The 1,537-nt window shown below is 68.8% G+C and carries 2 protein-coding genes; both read right to left on the bottom strand.

Translation table 11 applies throughout. The annotated features are described in order from the left end of the window. Positions 1-448: hypothetical protein (locus ACRDUX_RS36135; protein WP_526421545.1), on the bottom strand; the 448-nt coding region annotated here is incomplete at its 3' end. Between the two features lie 43 nt (positions 449-491). After that, on the bottom strand, positions 492-1,202 hold the full coding sequence (locus tag ACRDUX_RS36130; protein ID WP_526421543.1) for a GIN domain-containing protein: 711 nt from the start codon (positions 1,200-1,202) through the stop codon (positions 492-494). Positions 1,203-1,537: the final 335 nt, after the last annotated feature.

The following is a 1,537-nucleotide window of genomic DNA, read 5'->3' as shown; positions in this document are numbered from 1 at the left end:
CCACATTGCCGACCGTCCAGTCGCCGCAGCCGGCGTTGCCGAGGGCCAGGCTGGCCGAGCGGCCCACCGTGCCCCAGATCGCACCGCCGGCGTCGACGTCCACGTCGCGCGGCGTGCGGATGACGATCTGCGGCATCTCGCTCCAGCCGACGTTGCCGACGCCGCGGACAGACACGCTGGCCCGCTCGCCGGTCCCGTGACAGTCGCGGATCCGCCGATCGAGGTCGCCGTCGACGATGGTGCGCCCGCCGAAGGTGCGCAGCTGCAGCGGCAGCTTGGGGTTGGTCGCGATGAACTCGACCTTCACGTCGGAGCGGTTCTCCGGGATCACGGTCACCCGGGCGACCGCATCCTTGACCTCGACCGAGGCGGCGTTGGCGACGCCGGCGGCGGACAGCGCCGCAATGCCGGTCGCGGTCGCCGCCAGAAGCATCAGGGGAAAGCGCATATCGAACTCCTTGGCTTGATATCTGTATGCCGACGCGGGCTCTCTAGGATCGGTCGCCGATCGTGACGTGGCCGCCGCCGGTGACCGACTTGCTCACCGAGCCGTTGACGTGTTTCACGCGGATGTTGCCCAGGCCGGAGATCGAGGCGTCGAGGCTCTCGGCCGCGCCGCCAAACTCGACGGATCCCATGCCCGAGACCGAGGCCCGCACGGCGCCCGCATGGCCGTCGGCGACGCGGATCTTGCCGACCCCGGAGACCTTGGCGTCGATCGGGCCGGCCAGGTCGTCGACGCTGACCGAGCCGACGCCGGAAAGCGAGGCCTCGAAGCCCTGGCGGATGCGGGTGACATGGATTTCGCCGGCCCCGGAGAGCCGCAGGTCGAGGCGTCCGGCCATGCCCATCTTCACCGAGCCCGCGCCGGAATCCTGGATGGTCGCATCGCCGGCGACGTCGGCGACGGTCCAGTCGCTGCAGCCGGAGTTGTGCAGGTCGAGGCTGGCCGAGCGTCCGACCGTGCCGAACACCACGCCGTTGGAGCTCACGTCGACCGCCCGCGGCGTGCGGATCACCACCTGCGGGATGTTGGCATAGGCGATCCGGCCCACCCCGCGGACGTATGCGGCATAGCTGTCCTGCTTGCGGTGGCAATTGGTGATCCGCCGGTCGAGGTCGCCGTCGATGATGGTCTCGCCACCCACCGTGCGCACCTGCAGCGGCAGGTCGGCGTTGGTGGTGAGGAACTCGACCTTCACGTCGCTGCGGTCCTCAGGGATCACCGTGACCCGGGCGACGGCGTCGCGGATCTCGACGGAGGCGGCGTTCGCGCCGCCCGCGGTGGCGAAAGCGGCTAAGGCCGCAACAAGGGCAATCGAAGTTCGCATGCCTTAGGTTCCCCAATCCAACTCCCAAAGGAAACTAGGGCCGACCTTGCATGGAAGCAGCTTAATTCGCGGTCATGACTTTCCAGTCATCCGCAGCCTCCCTGCGGCGCAAAGAAAAAGGCCGCCGGGTCGCCCCGACGGCCTTGGTCTGGTCTTGTGCGGCGTGAGCCTTACTTGACGATCTTGGAGACCACGCCGGCGCCGAC

The organism is Mycobacterium sp. (assembly GCF_050701675.1).
In the GTDB taxonomy this organism is placed as follows: Bacteria; Actinomycetota; Actinomycetes; order Mycobacteriales; family Mycobacteriaceae; genus Mycobacterium.
Note: the sequence above shows the minus strand (reverse complement) of the source record. Positions and strands in the feature narration are given on the sequence as shown.